The 13,596-nt window shown below is 48.9% G+C and carries 14 protein-coding genes; 7 read left to right on the forward strand and 7 right to left on the reverse strand.

Annotated features, from left to right (window positions below; translation table 11 throughout):
• Positions 1-80 precede the first annotated feature (80 nt).
• Positions 81-1,175 carry a calcium/proton exchanger gene (gene cax / locus OXH18_RS00770; protein WP_268613259.1) on the reverse strand — a complete coding sequence of 365 codons (1,095 nt, stop codon included), beginning with the start codon at positions 1,173-1,175 and terminating at the stop codon, positions 81-83.
• A gap of 156 nt (positions 1,176-1,331) precedes the next feature.
• Between cax and OXH18_RS00775 the strand changes: the two genes are divergently transcribed.
• Entirely contained in the window at positions 1,332-2,411 is a 1,080-nt protein-coding gene (locus OXH18_RS00775; RefSeq protein ID WP_268610492.1) for a class I SAM-dependent methyltransferase, read from the forward strand.
• 79 nt (positions 2,412-2,490) lie between these two features.
• Here the strand turns inward: OXH18_RS00775 and OXH18_RS00780 are convergent, their stop codons facing one another.
• Complete coding sequence (locus OXH18_RS00780) at positions 2,491-3,345, reverse strand: hypothetical protein (protein WP_268610494.1); 855 nt, start codon at positions 3,343-3,345, stop codon at positions 2,491-2,493.
• A 268-nt stretch (positions 3,346-3,613) separates the two neighbouring features.
• Here OXH18_RS00780 and OXH18_RS00785 point away from each other — a divergent pair, with 268 nt between their 5' ends.
• The 3 genes from OXH18_RS00785 (at position 3,614) to acs (ending at position 6,995) form a co-directional block, all read left to right on the forward strand.
• Positions 3,614-4,165: a peroxiredoxin gene (locus tag OXH18_RS00785; RefSeq protein WP_268613260.1), complete on the forward strand. Its 552-nt coding sequence runs from the start codon at positions 3,614-3,616 to the stop codon at positions 4,163-4,165.
• Positions 4,166-4,338: 173 nt separating this feature from the next.
• A complete protein-coding gene (locus OXH18_RS00790; protein WP_268610496.1) occupies positions 4,339-4,788 on the forward strand; it encodes a 4a-hydroxytetrahydrobiopterin dehydratase in 450 nt (149 codons plus the stop codon).
• A gap of 236 nt (positions 4,789-5,024) precedes the next feature.
• Entirely contained in the window at positions 5,025-6,995 is a 1,971-nt protein-coding gene (acs, locus tag OXH18_RS00795) for an acetate--CoA ligase (RefSeq protein WP_268610497.1), read from the forward strand.
• 106 nt (positions 6,996-7,101) lie between these two features.
• Here the strand turns inward: acs and OXH18_RS00800 are convergent, their stop codons facing one another.
• The 3 genes from OXH18_RS00800 to OXH18_RS00810 all read right to left on the reverse strand — a co-directional run bounded on the left by OXH18_RS00800 (position 7,102) and on the right by OXH18_RS00810 (position 8,209).
• The gene (locus tag OXH18_RS00800) at positions 7,102-7,503 is read right to left on the reverse strand and encodes a phage holin family protein (protein WP_268610498.1); all 402 of its coding nucleotides are present in this window, start codon (positions 7,501-7,503) and stop codon (positions 7,102-7,104) included.
• 154 nt (positions 7,504-7,657) lie between these two features.
• Positions 7,658-7,846, reverse strand: a complete 189-nt coding sequence (locus OXH18_RS00805; RefSeq protein WP_268610500.1) for a YqaE/Pmp3 family membrane protein — start codon at positions 7,844-7,846, stop codon at positions 7,658-7,660.
• Positions 7,847-8,014: 168 nt separating this feature from the next.
• On the reverse strand, positions 8,015-8,209 hold the full coding sequence (locus OXH18_RS00810) for a hypothetical protein (RefSeq protein ID WP_268610502.1): 195 nt from the start codon (positions 8,207-8,209) through the stop codon (positions 8,015-8,017).
• A 19-nt stretch (positions 8,210-8,228) separates the two neighbouring features.
• Here OXH18_RS00810 and OXH18_RS00815 point away from each other — a divergent pair, with 19 nt between their 5' ends.
• The gene (locus OXH18_RS00815) at positions 8,229-8,585 is read left to right on the forward strand and encodes a hypothetical protein (protein ID WP_268610503.1); all 357 of its coding nucleotides are present in this window, start codon (positions 8,229-8,231) and stop codon (positions 8,583-8,585) included.
• A 197-nt stretch (positions 8,586-8,782) separates the two neighbouring features.
• Positions 8,783-9,307: a universal stress protein gene (locus OXH18_RS00820; protein ID WP_268610505.1), complete on the forward strand. Its 525-nt coding sequence runs from the start codon at positions 8,783-8,785 to the stop codon at positions 9,305-9,307.
• Between the two features lie 27 nt (positions 9,308-9,334).
• Here OXH18_RS00820 and OXH18_RS00825 read toward each other — a convergent pair whose 3' ends face one another.
• Complete coding sequence (locus tag OXH18_RS00825; RefSeq protein WP_268610506.1) at positions 9,335-9,994, reverse strand: dienelactone hydrolase family protein; 660 nt, start codon at positions 9,992-9,994, stop codon at positions 9,335-9,337.
• Between the two features lie 189 nt (positions 9,995-10,183).
• Here OXH18_RS00825 and recG point away from each other — a divergent pair, with 189 nt between their 5' ends.
• Complete coding sequence (gene recG / locus OXH18_RS00830; protein ID WP_268610508.1) at positions 10,184-12,670, forward strand: ATP-dependent DNA helicase RecG; 2,487 nt, start codon at positions 10,184-10,186, stop codon at positions 12,668-12,670.
• 54 nt (positions 12,671-12,724) lie between these two features.
• Here the strand turns inward: recG and rsmA are convergent, their stop codons facing one another.
• On the reverse strand, positions 12,725-13,552 hold the full coding sequence (gene rsmA / locus OXH18_RS00835) for a 16S rRNA (adenine(1518)-N(6)/adenine(1519)-N(6))-dimethyltransferase RsmA (protein ID WP_268610510.1): 828 nt from the start codon (positions 13,550-13,552) through the stop codon (positions 12,725-12,727).
• Positions 13,553-13,596 lie beyond the last annotated feature (44 nt).

Genomic DNA, 13,596 nt, shown 5'->3' on the forward strand with positions numbered 1-13,596 from the left:
CACTGATAATTACCAATTACCCTTGTCCCAGATTAGGACTCTCCACATTATGACTGTCCAAGTCTACAAGTCTACTGCCTCTAACCAATTCCATCGATCACAGGATGGAAAAAGAAAGCGGCTCCAATAACAAAATAAGTGGCCAGCAGCAACGTTCCTTCCAGCCAGTTCGATCGCCCATCCGAGCTAACCGAGTTGGCAATGAGGACTGATACCGCCACAGCAACCAATTCAAACGCATTAAAATTCAAGTCCATCGGTTGATGAAGCCCCCAGCCTGCTAGTACCAATACCGGAGCTACAAACAGCGCAATTTGCAAGCTAGACCCTAGTGCTACAGACATTGCCAAATCCATTTTGTTTTTTATGGCCACTACCACAGCCGTGGCATGTTCAGCCGCATTGCCAATGATGGGGAGCAAAATCACAGCGGTAAATAGTTCTGTCAACCCAAGTTGTTTCGTAGCGGACTCCAACGCTCCCACCAGTAATTCAGACTCCACGGCTACCAGCACTGTCACTCCTAGCAAAACTCCTATCCAAAGGAAGAGATTGGGTTTAGATCCATTAGCGGCGACGTCGTTGTCTTCTCCAGCCAGTCCCACATCATAGAGGTAGCTATGGGTTCTCATGGAGAACAAAAGTGTCAAAATATACACAATAATTAATACGATCGCTACCACTGTTGATAATCGCTGCATCACGGGTTCATCCACGCCAGCAGAGGTGAAATTCACCACCGAAGGCATCAAAATCGCAATAACGGCTAAATTCATGGCAGAAGCATTGATGCGGGCAACGGTAGACTGAAACCCCTGCTCTTTATAGCGCAAACCGCCCAGCAGCATGGAAAATCCTAGAACTAGTAGCAGGTTACTGATAATGGAACCCGTCAAGCTAGATTTGACGACATTGACGGCCCCAGCCTTCAACGCCACTAGCGCAATAATTAATTCTGTCGCGTTGCCGAACGTAGCATTCAGTAATCCCCCAATCGATGGCCCAGCTACGATCGCAATTGCTTCAGTAGCAGTTCCCATCCAGGCAGCCAGCGGCAATATGGCTAGGCACGCAGTAACAAAAACAACAAGCGCTCCCCACTGTAAGAACTCAGCCGCCAGGGAAATAGGAATAAATACCAACAGGACTGAGAAAATAACATCTTTAATGCTCATGCGTCCAACGACAGATTTTTCTATAGTCATACCCTAGAACGCCCGATTGCGGTTATTTTGCACCCCGATCGCTCCGGAAGATGAATAATTTCTTCGTTACACTTATTTACAGTTCCTTTTGTTTCTGTAAAACCTCTTCTAATCTAGGCAGTTCTCATGGCCGAGACTCTGACAAAGCTGGCATATCAAACCTTCCAGCAAGGTAAAAGTTACTTTGGGCTTGCTCACAAAACCTTGAGCACGCAACTGTTAAATGTGTTAGCCCCCGACGCTAAGCGTGAAATTGAACCGCTTTCCACTGAACTGCTGCTCCAACTTCAGCAGCGCTTGAATGATTTGCTGGAGCGCGATTGGCTGGATGCAGAACAAGGCGTTTATCCTGCCAGCCTATTGTTCGATAATCCCTGGGAAGATTTCTTCCGCTACTATCCGCAGGTCTGGTTAGATATGCCCAAAATTTGGCAACGGGTGAGTGAAAAACGCTATCAAGATTTCTCGCCCACTGTGCGCCTGTCCGGCTATCCTGCCTACTATGTGCAAAACTTTCATCACCAAACAGATGGCTATCTAAGCGATCAGTCAGCGAATCTCTATGATCTTCAGGTTGAGATTTTGTTCAATGGTACGGCGGATGCTATGCGACGACGGGTTTTGTCGCCCTTGAAGCGCGGTCTTGAAAGTTTTGCTGTGGCTCCCCATCAACTGCGAGTGCTGGATGTGGCTTGCGGAACAGGACGAATGTTGCGACAAATTCGAGGCATGTTGCCCAATGCTTCGCTGTATGGGATTGACCTCTCTCCTGCCTACCTACGCAAGGCCAATCAACTGCTATCAGAATTACCAGGCGAATTGCCGCAACTGATTCAAGCCAATGCCGAAGAATTACCCTATTTAGATAATTACTTTCATGGAGTTGTTTCGGTTTTTCTATTCCATGAATTGCCGCCAGAAGTACGGCAAACGGTGATTGAGCAGTGCTTCCGAGTGCTGCAACCGGGTGGGGTATTCGTCATTTGTGACTCGATTCAACTCAGCGATTCTCCCGAAATGGCCCCCGCTATGCGTAATTTTGCCACGATGTTCCATGAGCCATACTATCGTCACTACACAACGGATGATTTGGGCGATCGTCTAGAAGAAGCAGGATTTTCAGCCGTACAATCGGAAACTCACTTTATGAGCAAGTATTGGATTGCTCGTAAAGCTGCCCAAGCCGAGACTACGGTTAATTCCTAGCCTTGAGCCTGGGTAACACTGATTTCAATGGAACCTGTCAACCGGGTGGGTCATCCCCACCCACTACGCAATTTGGTGCTCAGTTCAATTGATAGGGGGGTTCAGCCGTATAGTCTCGAAAATTCTCTTGGGGGTTGCCGTCGATCTTGAGTACAGCCAACGGGCGATCGCCCGCTTCAATGAGGTGATACCAAGTGAAGTTGTTGCGTTGATTCAAAGACTGTAAGCCGCTTGAATTTCCTTCTAGCGCTTGAGCAATGGCTTCTTCAAACTCTCTTGCTGCCAAGAAACGCTCGAAGACTGGTTCACCGTTAGCATTCACTTGAAAATTGCTGTGACGCCACAGCAGCGCTTCGTCCTGGGGATTGGGAACATAGAGTGTAATGTTTTGCACAAACGACAAACTCCCCAAGGCCGTTAACAGTTCTGGCAATGGTCTGGGAACGATATTGGATACAGAGGTGTCGATTTGGTTAAGCGGGGGAATAATTTGACTGGTAAACTTTTGCGTTTGTTCGGCAGCAATTTGCTTAAAGACTTGACTGCGATGGGTTTGAACACGATAGTCTGCCAATGCCAAGACACCAATGAGGGCTGAAAACGACAGAAGCAACCCAAACATATAACCTACATAGGTCAGGCGTTGAGACCGAGAAGTTACAAGAGACGGATCGATTTGTCCTCGTTGGTGCAGCGATTCTACAGCTTCCACAATGCGCTTGATGCCCAACACAAACGTGGTGGCAACTCCGAAAATACTCAGCAGCAGACAAGAAAAGAAAACACCATACAAAACCGTTTCTACTTGGGGACTAAATATGTCCCAACCTAATTGTTGATTAAAGATCCCTAAAATAACAAGAGCCGCGCCGATCGCTAACAGCCAGACTGTCAACCAAACAGTGAACGATAGCAACTTAATCCGTGCATTCATTGAGGAGATATTTGAGAGAAGCAACAGACTCTAGGGACTGATTTGCCGTTTAGAATGTGCCAAGGCTCTGTGAAGATACGGGCTGTTGCTCAATCGATATGTAAAGTTCTGCTGATATTTCAGCATGGGGGGCATTGAGGGTTGTCAGTCATTCAGGACGAAGCCAAAAAGACCTTAAATAAGCATGAATTTTTGTTAACTTATTTTCGCTAAACTAATAGTCAGCGTCTTGCCTCTGCTGTTCTCATCCAATCTTGTCTTAACTATGATGCTACGTCGATCGGTTCTGAAGTACATCTTGACTTTCTGTTGGGTTCTCCTAGTTTTCTTGAGCATCACTCCAGCGGCCTCAGCCTTGGGAGGGCCACAGCCACCCCTGAACCAACCCGCACCTGATTTCAGCTTACCCACTAATTCAGGGGATGGAATGGTGTCGCTATCTGACTATCGCGGACAGTGGGTTGTTGTCTATTTTTATCCCAAAGACTTTACTCCAGGGTGCACTTTAGAAGCCCGGCGGTTTCAGCAAGATTTACCTAAATATTTAGCTCGTAACACCCAAATCTTAGGGATTAGCGCCGATGATGTTGGGTCTCATGCTGAATTTTGTGATTCTGAAGGCTTGAAGTTTCCACTCCTAGCCGATCGACAGGGTATAGTTAGCAAAGCCTATGGGTCTTGGATGGGCTATGTTTCTCTCCGTCACACTTACGTGATCGATCCAGACGGAATCTTACGAGCTAGCTTTTTAGGGGTTCAGCCTGCGGTGCACAGTCAAGAAGTATTGGCAACGCTAGATGAGTTGCAGGCAAGATCATAACATCAGGTCATAGTCGTCATATCGGTTTTGGTTCTGTTGCCTCACTTGCCTCACTTGTGAACAATCCTGACTCAAACTCTCATACCATCTAGTTTAGTTATGCGCGAATATTAATTAAATCGTTGACCGTACTCACATTGTCGTAGTTTTACAAGCTATTTAGCCCATCTATCATGGCTCAAAAGAACTTTCATCGTCGATCGCTATCCTGGATCTTCCACGTTGTTATAGGATTGAGCTTGGTAGGGTTTATGGTGGCTGCGATCGGTCAAACGCGCCTAGCTGTTGCTCAAACTTCCCCCGCTTCGTCGTTTATTGCCCAACATTCGACTATGGCTGCTCCAACTCCCCTTTCCGCCAACGAACTAGATACAGCACTGAGTGAATTAAACGGCTGGGATTTGCAAAATGGCAAACTCCATCGCCAGTTTCAGTTTCCCTCGTTTGTTGAAGCATTTGGCTTTATGTCGAGTGTAGCGCTGGTTGCAGAAGCCATGGGACATCATCCAGAGTGGTTCAACGTGTACAATCGCGTCACGGTGGATCTAACCACGCATGATGCTGGAGGTATTACGATCAAGGACGTGGAATTAGCACGCAAGATGAACGAATTGGCGCAGTAATTGCAACTGAGCAAGCCCGATTCGGTTGGATGAGAGGCGTGAGATGGGGATGTATGGTTTTTGTCCACCCTCTTAAAGAAACCCTAACTTCTGAACCAATGGACAACTAAAAAAAGTATGTTGAAAGACGAAAGCAGGGCGAGAAGGCTAAAAGCTAAAGGCTAGTTCTATTCTTTATTCTTCATCCTTTTCGTACTCTTATATTCTTTTCAACTGTACGTCCATCACAACGTCCTATGACAGAAGCTACGATCGAATCCGTTCTTCAGGAGAATCGCTCTTTCCCTCCTCCTGCCGAGTTTTCACAGCAGGCACACATCAAAAGCTTAGAAGAATACGAGCAGTTGTACGACCGAGCCAAAGCCGATCCAGAAGCATTTTGGGCAGAACTGGCGGAACAGGAACTGGATTGGTTTCAGAAGTGGGATAGGGTGTTGGATTGGCAGCCACCGTTTGCTCAATGGTTTGTCAATGGCAAACTTAATATTTCTTACAATTGCCTCGATCGTCATCTGACCACATGGCGACGTAATAAAGCCGCGCTGATTTGGGAAGGCGAACCGGGGGACTCTTGCACATATACCTATGCGCAGTTACATCGAGAGGTCTGTCAGTTTGCCAATGTGCTAAAGCAACTGGGCGTGCAGAAAGGCGATGTCGTTGGAATTTATATGCCAATGATCCCAGAGGCCGCTGTGGCGATGTTGGCCTGTGCTCGCATTGGTGCGCCGCATACGGTGGTTTTTGGTGGATTCAGTGCCGAAGCATTGCGCGATCGGCTCAATGACGGGAAGGCGAAGCTGGTAATTACAGCCGACGGCGGTTGGCGTAAAGATACGATCGTGCCGTTGAAAGAACAGGTGGATAAAGCGCTGGCAGAGAAGGCTGTCCCCACCGTTGCCCATGTGTTGGTGGTAGAGCGTACCAAGCAGGGCGTTCACATGGAAGCAGGACGCGATCATTGGTGGCATGATTTGCGCCAAGGTGTTTCGGCAGATTGCCCGGCTGAACCAATGGACAGCGAAGACATGCTGTTTATTCTCTATACCTCTGGCAGCACGGGCAAGCCCAAGGGCGTGGTGCATACGACCGGGGGCTATAACCTCTATACTCACATGACAACGAAATGGGTATTTGACCTGCGCGACACAGATGTGTACTGGTGTACCGCGGATGTCGGCTGGATTACGGGACACAGCTACATTGTCTATGGCCCGCTGTCTAATGGAGCAACGTCGCTGATGTATGAAGGGGCCCCTCGTCCTTCCAATCCCGGTTGTTTTTGGGATGTGATTGAAAAGTACGGCGTCAACATTTTCTATACCGCTCCTACAGCGATTCGAGCATTTATCAAAGCAGGAGAGCATTTGCCAAAGGCGCGGGATCTCTCGTCGCTGCGGCTGTTGGGAACGGTGGGCGAACCGATTAATCCGGAGGCTTGGATGTGGTATCACCGCGTGATTGGCGGCGGGCGATGTCCGATCGTGGATACGTGGTGGCAAACCGAAACCGGAGGGCATATGCTAACGCCACTACCGGGAGCCATCCCAACTAAACCTGGGTCTGCTACCCGACCTTTTCCAGGCATTCTGGCAGATGTGGTGGATCTAGAAGGGAACTCCGTTGGAACCAATGAAGGAGGATACTTAGCTATCCGCTATCCCTGGCCCGGCATGATGCGCACGGTTTATGGGGATGACGATCGCTTCCGCCGCACCTACTGGGAGCACATCCCCCCCAAAGATGGGCAGTATTTTTACTTTGCAGGCGATGGGGCCCGGAAAGATGCCGATGGCTATTACTGGGTGATGGGGCGCGTGGATGATGTGATTAACGTCGCCGGGCACCGTTTGGGCACAATGGAGATTGAGTCGGCACTGGTTTCACATCCGGCAGTGGCAGAGGCGGCGGTGGTGGGAAAACCCGATGATCTCAAAGGCAATGAAATCGTAGCGTTCATTACCCTCGATGGCAATGTCACACCCAGTGAAGCCCTCAAAGCGGAACTGCGGCAGCATGTAGGTAATGAAATTGGGGCGATCGCGCGTCCGGGTGAAATTCGCTTCAGTGACGCCCTGCCCAAAACCCGATCGGGCAAAATCATGCGGCGATTGTTGCGTTCGTTGGCCGCCGGGCAAGAGGTCTCTGGAGACACATCTACCTTGGAAGATCGATCGGTATTAGACAAACTTCGAGAAGGCGTTTAAGGAGAATGTTGAACACGCTGAGTGATCTTAGGTGAGTCAGCAAAAACATTGAAGGGTGGGGAATGCCCACCCTCCTTTTTTTCCTTTTCGTTTTCCTTCACTTCATCTACTTGTTAGTCGTTTCCAGTGTCGAAGTTGAAGTGACAGTGGCTGATGATCCAATACCTTTACGCGCAAAGTAGCTGTTCAAAAATGTTGTTCCTAATGACAGCACGACGGGTCCAAGCAGAAACGCAATCAAACCATGTACGGCAAATCCAGGAACCAACAGCGAAGCTAGCCAGAAGCATAAACCGTTGATTACCAAGGAGAATGCTCCTAAGGTAACAAAATTAACTGGCAACGATAAAACAGATAAGATGGGTCGAACGAATGCGTTAATGAAACCGATCACAATGGCGGCAATAATTGCTGCGGGAAAGTTTGCAAGTACAACGCCGGGAACTACTAAATCAACAATCAAAAGGCTAAGTGCCGTGATCAATGTTGTGAGTGCAAATCCAATCATTTTGTTCTCCTGATTCTTCTAGTATCTAAGTTTCATCTGGGCTATGAGCTTAGGGGAGGGAAATCTGGCAATTGGTAATTGCTAATTGGTGATTGCCACTTGACAATCAAGCCTGGAAATAACACCCAATCCCTAATCCCCAATCCCCAGCCCTCTACACCATAGGCTCTTGGCTCGCTTTTTCATCGGCTTTGGCGATCGCCCACACCGCATGAATGCTGCCTGGCAACCAGCCCAAAAGGGTCAACAGCACGTTGATAACCAAGGTTGAACTCAGTCCATAGGTAAGAAAAATCCCAACAGGGGGTAACAAAATCCCAAGAATGTAGCGCGTTAGTTTCATACCATTACCTCATTGTTGCAATTTGTTTCAAAGACCGTGAATTCTCTAATGAATCATTCTGAACTGCTTGAAGAAAACATTAGATGTATTCTTTGGTGACACGTTTATCTTCTCAAATTTTGCTGAAAACCTCTGGTGTGGAGAACCGACAGATTGGACGTAGCTTCCTCACCTGTCGATCGCTGGTGACTGAGAATAATTGACGTAGTATGATTTGGCTTGGAATGAAGCGATCGAAAAGATGCGCTGATGGAGGCACTTTGCAATCAGAAAAATTTGACGGGCGATCGCATAAAAGCGGCGCTGGACAAGGCGGTAGTGGACAGTGAGTAATCTAGAGTAGACACTAGAACGGTAAGTCATTGAAACTGGAGAAATGGTCATGACTCGTCATATCACTCGTCTTCCTGGCTGTTTAGCAATGGCGATTGTTGTTTTGCAAGTGATTGGAGTCAGTTCAGCGCTGGCTCAAGCCTCGTTACCCAATCATCCAACGGAGCCAGAACAGCCGATCGAGCCGTCTAATTCCCAACCAATAGAGTTTCAAACGGTGCCAGATTTACCACAATCCAGCCCCATGCCTGTACCCAACGGTTCTGTGTCTCAACAGCCCGCACCCGCTTGTCCTCCGGGTCAATTTGCCTCGGCTTTTTCAGATGTCACCCCTAATGACTGGGCCTACGAAGCCGTGAATCGACTCGCGGCTCTAGAGATTCGGTGTTTTCCTTTCTTGCCATAACCATAGTTGATAGCCAATCAACCTACAAAAAACAATGCATTAGTTTGCACTCTGTAACAGAATGCAGACTGAGGTTGAAACTTTATTACGGATTTTGGGCATTCTAGCAGGAGCAGCGGCTTCTTTCCTATGTTGAAAGTAGAGAAGTTCAATAACACGTCACTCGGACAATGTCACATCAGACATCACCTCAGACAATGGTTGAAAAAATTCTAGTGGCCCTAGATGAGTCCCAAAGCAGTGAGCTTGTTTTTGAAGAAGCCTTGACACTCGCCAAGCAGACCGATGCTCAATTGTTGTTACTGCATGTTCTATCTACTGATGAACGCGATAACTCTGCTCTGACTTGTTTAGTGCCCTACTCTACCCTCATGACTCGTGAGCAATTGGTGCAACATTACCGAGCACAACGTCAACAAGCTGAAGCTGAAGGATTAACGATGTTGAGAGCTTGGGCAGAGATGGCCAAATCTCAGGGAATTCATGCACGGTTTATCCAAGCGATCGGCAATCCCCGTAACTTGATCTGCGACAATGCCCGCACTTGGCAAGCTGATTTAATTGTGATGGGACGCCGCAACCACTCACGTCTGAGTGAATGGTGGACAGGCAGCATTAGTAAGCATGTCTCTTGCCATGCACCCTGTCCAGTGCATGTAGTGCAATGCCAGGAGAGGCCTCGTTCTAGGCAGTTACAGTCCGATCGTTGGCAATTGGCTTAGACGAAAGCCCGGCTATTGACTGTGCGGCTAAGCAGCTAAATGGTCCTGAAAGAACGCGATCGTGCGTTGCCAAGCATCGGATGCGGCTTCGGCATTGTAGACCTCTGGGCGAGTGTCGTTGAAAAAAGCGTGCTCAGCCCCTGGATAGGTGTACGTGTCGATTGTTTTGCCAGCCTCTCGAATTTGAGATATCAACTGTTCGACAGCTTCCGGCGTCACAAAGCTATCTTGCTCTCCAAAAAATCCCAATACCGGAGCCTTCAGCCGAGAAAAATTGGGATGGACGTTGGGGTGAATGCCATAAAAATCGACGGCTGCACCAATGCGATCGCTCACCGTAGCCGCCAGTAGTGCCAGTTGTCCACCCATGCAAAAGCCAACCACACCCAGCTTTTCGCCCGTAACTGCTTCATGGTTGGCTAAAAAAGTAGCCGCTTGTTCCAAATCTTGCGCCGCCTGCTCAATGTTCAGCGCCATTAGCATCCGCCCTGCCTCATCCGGGGAATTGGTTGTCGTGCCTCGATATAGATCCGGAGCCAACGCCACATAGCCTGCTGCTGCCAAGCGATCGGCTATATCTTTGATGTGTGGCACCAGTCCCCACCACTCTTGCAGCACCAAAATACCGGGTCCTGATCCCGCTGTTGGAACGGCGAGATACCCAAACTCATGATCTGTTTCCATCATCTCCCTTCTCATCATCTCCCTCGCTAACAAAGTAAAGAAGCCATGATTATACTGAGCAATCGAATGCGCTACGCTATGGCTAGTATAAGCAAAAGCATGGGGGATGAAAGAGAGGAAACAGGCGGCAATCCCCAACCCCAATCCCTCCAACGTCCAACCCCTACCCCCCTACCCCAACTCTCAACCTCTATGGATTGGTTGCGTCTGCAAAAAGCACTCTCAGTAGAAGCCGATCGCGGATTTAATGACCTGATGGGTAATGAGTTTCGCTTCAGCGAATTTCTCAGCCGTAGCTTGAACCAATCCTCGATCGATTTGCCATCGCGATCGCAAGAGAAACTTCAGGAACTTGCCAATGAGTTTGCCACCTATGCCGATTTAAGCTTTTCGCAGCGTCAGCATTTGGTTGCTGAAACGCGCCGTTTTTTGCATCAAACGAAGCGGTGGGTCGAGGAACAGGTTGAACTAGAACAGGGAATCGGGAATGAAACGCGATCGCGGTCGGTTGCGGTTGTGGCTCCGGCGAGGACGCCGCGCACGAAGCCCCTTGTTGAATCTAAGATGGTCAAACGGGTGACATTAGATCAAGCTGTCACTTTTTTGCCAGGAATTGGAGCAAAAAATAGTGAACGTCTGGCTAAGCTAGGGCTACACACCGTGCGGGATGTGCTGTACTACTATCCCCGCGATCACTTAGACTATGCTCGACAGGTGAATATTCGCGAATTGGTCCCTGGCGAAACGGTCACGATCATTGCCACGGTCAAGCGCTGTAATTGCTTTAATAGTCCGCGTAATGCCAAACTGGTGATCTTTGAGTTGACGGTGCAAGATCGCAGCGGGCAGATGAAGCTGAGCCGGTTCTATGCGGGAACGCGCTATCGCAATCGCGGCTGGCAGGAGTTACAAAAACGACACTATCCGATCGGTGCGGTGATTGCTGCCTCTGGGTTAGTCAAACAAGACAAATACGGTATAACGCTGGAAGATCCGCAAATTGAAGTAATCGATCATTTTAATGCCTCGATCGACTCGCTGAAAGTGGGGCGAGTGGTGCCGATCTATCCGCTAACCGAAGGCGTTGGAGCCGATGTTTTGCGCAAGGCGGTAGTAGCAGCACTGCCTGCTGTCTCTCAGCTACAAGATCCCCTACCAGAGAAACTACGGCAGAACTATGACCTGGTAGGGTTACAAGAGGCGATCGCCAATATTCACTTTCCGCCCAATAGTCAGGGCTTGGATGTGGCGCGCCGACGATTAGTGTTTGATGAATTCTTTTACCTCCAGCTTGGGTTGTTGCAGCGACGGGCTGCTCAACAGCAAGAGCAAACGAGTATTACCTTGGCTCCAACAGGCAAGCTAATTGAACAGTTTTACCAAGTTTTGCCTTTTCAATTAACCAAAGCCCAGAACCGTGTCGTGAATGATATTTTGAATGATTTGCAGAAGCCAACGCCTATGAATCGACTGGTGCAAGGGGATGTAGGGTCGGGTAAAACGGTGGTGGCGGTAGTAGCAATTTTGGCTGCAATTCAAGCGGGATATCAAGCGGTGCTGATGGCTCCTACTGAGGTGTTAGCCGAGCAACACTATCGGAAGTTGGTTGAGTGGTTTAATTTGCTGCATCTGCCTGTAGAGTTGCTGACTGGCTCTACCAAATCCACCAAGCGCAAACAAATTCATGCAGATTTAGCCACAGGTGCTTTACCGCTGTTGGTGGGAACTCATGCGTTAATTGAAGATCCGGTGCAGTTTCAGCGGTTGGGACTGGTGGTAATTGATGAGCAGCATCGATTTGGGGTACAGCAACGGGCCAAGCTTCAGCAGAAAGGTGATTTTCCCCATGTGCTGACGATGACGGCCACGCCTATTCCTCGCACCTTAGCTTTAACACTGCATGGCGATCTCGATGTCAGTCAGATTGATGAATTGCCGCCGGGGCGCAAACCGATTCAAACCACCCTGCTCTCTGGACGCGATCGATCCCATGCTTATGATCTAATTCGCCGAGAAGTGGCGCAGGGACGGCAGGTGTACGTGGTGCTGCCGCTGGTGGACGAGTCGGAGAAACTAGACCTGAAATCGGCGATCGAGGAATATCAGCATCTTCAAGAAGGGGTATTTCCTGAATTCAAAGTAGGGCTATTGCACGGGCGCATGTCTTCGGCAGAAAAAGACGACGCCATTACCCAGTTTCGCAATCATCAAACCCAAATCCTAGTCTCAACAACGGTGGTAGAAGTAGGGGTGGATGTGCCCAATGCTAGCGTGATGTTGATTGAGCATGCCGATCGGTTTGGCTTGTCACAGTTGCACCAATTGCGCGGTCGGGTAGGGCGCGGTGCTGAACAGTCCTATTGTTTGCTTATGAATAGTTCCAAAACCGAAACCGCACGACAGCGACTAAAAGTATTGGAACAATCCCAAGATGGGTTCTTTATTTCAGAGATGGATTTGCGCTTTCGTGGGCCCGGTGAAGTTCTTGGTACTCGTCAATCGGGGTTGCCTGATTTTGCCTTGGCCAGTCTTGTAGAAGATCAAGATGTGTTAGAAATTGCTCGAGAAGCGGCTGAAAAAGTGATCGAAAAAGATCCACGACTCGATCGCTGGTTATTAATGAAACAAGAATTACAGTATCGCTATCAGCGGTTAATGGGCGGTACAATTTTGACGTAAATTCTTAACGTAACTATTTCATTGAGAATCTAGCGTTTCTTTCCTTTTTCCTCGTTAGCATTTCTCTTTATCCTTCTTGAGTTTGTTACTTAACGTCACCCAGTTTTCTACGCTCAGGTTTTCGGCGCGCACTTGGGCATTTAGATTCATGTCTTCCAATAGAACAGAGAGCCGATCGCGATCGATTACGCTTTGTAGATTATTGCGCAGCATTTTGCGCTTGGTTGCAAACCCCAATTTGACGAGCGTCTCCAACCAACGGGGATCAGTGGCGATAGGTTGAAACAATCGAGGAATCAGCTTGACGACGGCGGAATCGACTTTGGGTGGCGGCTGAAAAGCTTTAGCCGGGACATGGCACACCCACTGACAATCGGCAAGATACTGCACCCGCACAGTTAGCGCCCCAAAGGTTTTGGAGTTGGGTTGAGCGCACAGGCGATCAGCCACTTCCTTTTGCAGCAACAGCACGATCGCCTCAAATGGTTTGGGGTTGGGCGCGGCGATCGTTCCCAACAGTTTTTCTAGAATGGGCCCAGTGATGTTATAGGGGATGTTGGCGACGACTTTGTTGGGGGATTGAAATTGAGGCAAATCCCGCAGTGTCATGTCCAAATCCAAGCTGAGAATGTCACCTTCTAGCAGTAGAAAATTTCCCGAGCGATCGAACTGTTGACGCAACGACGGCAGTAAGTCGCGATCGAGTTCCACAGCAACGACAGACTGTGCCAGCGGCAGCAATGTTCGCGTCAACACCCCCGTCCCGGGCCCAATTTCCAAGACGCGATCGGTGGGTGTCAAGGCAGCGGCTTGCACAATCTGCGTTAGGGCCTTCTCGCTGCGCAGCCAGTGCTGTCCAAATCGTTTACGGGGCTGAATCATGACACTGTGATGGATACGTTCCTACGATACGCCATAATAGAACG

Source organism: Thermocoleostomius sinensis A174 (assembly GCF_026802175.1).
GTDB classification, from domain to species: Bacteria; Cyanobacteriota; Cyanobacteriia; order Elainellales; family Elainellaceae; genus Thermocoleostomius; species Thermocoleostomius sinensis.

What these genes read in the sequence shown, in the direction of transcription:
- recG (WP_268610508.1), top strand. Translation starts at nt 10,184, where the DNA reads ATGGATTGGTTGCGTCTGCAAAAAGCACTCTCAGTAGAAGCCGATCGC.
- OXH18_RS00805 (WP_268610500.1), bottom strand. Translation starts at nt 7,846, where the DNA reads ATGAAACTAACGCGCTACATTCTTGGGATTTTGTTACCCCCTGTTGGG.
- OXH18_RS00775 (WP_268610492.1), top strand. Translation starts at nt 1,332, where the DNA reads ATGGCCGAGACTCTGACAAAGCTGGCATATCAAACCTTCCAGCAAGGT.
- OXH18_RS00785 (WP_268613260.1), top strand. Translation starts at nt 3,614, where the DNA reads ATGCTACGTCGATCGGTTCTGAAGTACATCTTGACTTTCTGTTGGGTT.
- acs (WP_268610497.1), top strand. Translation starts at nt 5,025, where the DNA reads ATGACAGAAGCTACGATCGAATCCGTTCTTCAGGAGAATCGCTCTTTC.
- OXH18_RS00790 (WP_268610496.1), top strand. Translation starts at nt 4,339, where the DNA reads ATGGCTCAAAAGAACTTTCATCGTCGATCGCTATCCTGGATCTTCCAC.
- OXH18_RS00815 (WP_268610503.1), top strand. Translation starts at nt 8,229, where the DNA reads ATGACTCGTCATATCACTCGTCTTCCTGGCTGTTTAGCAATGGCGATT.
- rsmA (WP_268610510.1), bottom strand. Translation starts at nt 13,552, where the DNA reads ATGATTCAGCCCCGTAAACGATTTGGACAGCACTGGCTGCGCAGCGAG.
- OXH18_RS00825 (WP_268610506.1), bottom strand. Translation starts at nt 9,994, where the DNA reads ATGATGGAAACAGATCATGAGTTTGGGTATCTCGCCGTTCCAACAGCG.
- cax (WP_268613259.1), bottom strand. Translation starts at nt 1,175, where the DNA reads ATGAGCATTAAAGATGTTATTTTCTCAGTCCTGTTGGTATTTATTCCT.
- OXH18_RS00810 (WP_268610502.1), bottom strand. Translation starts at nt 8,209, where the DNA reads ATGACTTACCGTTCTAGTGTCTACTCTAGATTACTCACTGTCCACTAC.
- OXH18_RS00780 (WP_268610494.1), bottom strand. Translation starts at nt 3,345, where the DNA reads ATGAATGCACGGATTAAGTTGCTATCGTTCACTGTTTGGTTGACAGTC.
- OXH18_RS00820 (WP_268610505.1), top strand. Translation starts at nt 8,783, where the DNA reads ATGGTTGAAAAAATTCTAGTGGCCCTAGATGAGTCCCAAAGCAGTGAG.
- OXH18_RS00800 (WP_268610498.1), bottom strand. Translation starts at nt 7,503, where the DNA reads ATGATTGGATTTGCACTCACAACATTGATCACGGCACTTAGCCTTTTG.